2 protein-coding genes are annotated in these 1,370 nt (G+C 59.9%); one reads left to right on the top strand and one right to left on the bottom strand.

Annotation, left to right across the window (positions count from 1 at the left end; translation table 11 throughout):
* Positions 1 to 615, bottom strand: a 615-nt coding sequence (locus tag GEU01_RS21815; RefSeq protein WP_019087678.1) for a DUF4158 domain-containing protein, incomplete at its 3' end; no start/stop codon positions are given.
* Positions 616 to 740: 125 nt separating this feature from the next.
* On the opposite strand from GEU01_RS21815, the gene GEU01_RS21810 reads away from it, so the two are divergent.
* Positions 741 to 1,355 carry a recombinase family protein gene (locus GEU01_RS21810; RefSeq protein ID WP_010512305.1) on the top strand — a complete coding sequence of 205 codons (615 nt, stop codon included), beginning with the start codon at positions 741 to 743 and terminating at the stop codon, positions 1,353 to 1,355.
* Positions 1,356 to 1,370 lie beyond the last annotated feature (15 nt).

Here is a 1,370-nt window from a genome sequence, read left to right as displayed (position 1 = left end):
GATGCGACCATCCACCGTATTCTCTAACAGATGAGCCAAATTCTCGCTCAGGGCTGGTGTTATGCGATGGGCGATACGATCTTCGATCCTGCGTTCGGCCTTGACCAGTGCATCGGCACAAAGGCGCTCAATCGTTGAGAAACCGGGAAGGATTGTGCGGGTGCGGCGACACTCTGCAACGAAGCGACGGGCAAGATCCTCATTCGATGTCGCCGCCTCGGCTTCCCGAGCGATCCAATCGCGCAAATCCCGTGCGCCCCGCCCCGAAAAGGAGCGATAGCCGTAGATCCGGCGTAGGTCCGCCAGATGCTCATGCCGGGTCTCCTCGCGCGCGGCATAGAGGAGTAGATCGTCACGGCTCAGCCCGAGCTGGGCCGCGATGAAATCCGATACCTGTGCCGGGATCAGCTCGCCAGGGGTGAGTACCCGGCCCGGGTAGCGCAGGACGCACAGTTGCAGCGCGAAGCCGAAACGGTTGTGGGCGCGCCGGCGCTGGCGGATATGCCCGAGATCCTCATCGCTAAGGGTATAGTGCCGCAGCAGATCACCTTGATCGACCGGTAAGTGAAACAGCGCCTCGCGCTGTCGATCGGTCAGGGTCACGCGACGCGGCATACATGCTCCTTATTCTTTCCAAGGTAAGGTTTGAGATAGTTTGATTGCGATGCTGGTTAAGATACACAATAGTGCAAGCTTATGTGCTCATGTTCGTCACCGCTTCAAACCAACGTTTAAGAAACATGCTGATCGGATATGCCCGCGTCTCCAAAGCCGATGGTTCCCAATCCCTCGACCTCCAGCACGACGCCCTGCGTGCCGCCGGTATCGAGCCAGGTAATATTTATGATGATCGTGCATCCGGTAGCCGCGATGATCGGCCCGGCTTAGCTGCATGCCTCAAATCCTTGCGCGACGGCGATGTGCTGGTGGTCTGGAAACTCGATCGCCTCGGGCGCTCGCTCGCCCACCTGGTCAACACCGTGAAGGATCTGTCAGACCGCAGGATCGGCCTGCGTGTGCTGACCGGAAAAGGCGCTCAGATCGACACCACGACCGCATCCGGCCGCATGGTGTTCGGTATCTTTGCCACTCTGGCCGAGTTCGAGCGGGATCTGATCCGCGAGCGCACCATGGCTGGCCTTGCCGCAGCCAGAGCGCGCGGACGAAAGGGAGGGCGAAAATTCGCCCTGACCAAAGCACAGGTGCGTCTCGCCCAGGCCGCCATGGCGCAGCGCGACACGTCTGTTTCCGATCTGTGCAAGGAACTCGGGATCGAGCGCGTCACTCTATACAGATATGTCGGACCGAAGGGCGAGCTCAGGGATTATGGGAAGCGCGTTCTCAGCTTAGCGTAGGATTTCGCCCCCTCC

Source organism: Komagataeibacter europaeus LMG 18890 (assembly GCF_000285295.1).
GTDB classification, from domain to species: Bacteria; Pseudomonadota; Alphaproteobacteria; order Acetobacterales; family Acetobacteraceae; genus Komagataeibacter; species Komagataeibacter europaeus.
The sequence above is the reverse complement of the archived record's forward strand: the minus strand, read 5'-3'. Positions and strand labels throughout refer to the sequence as shown.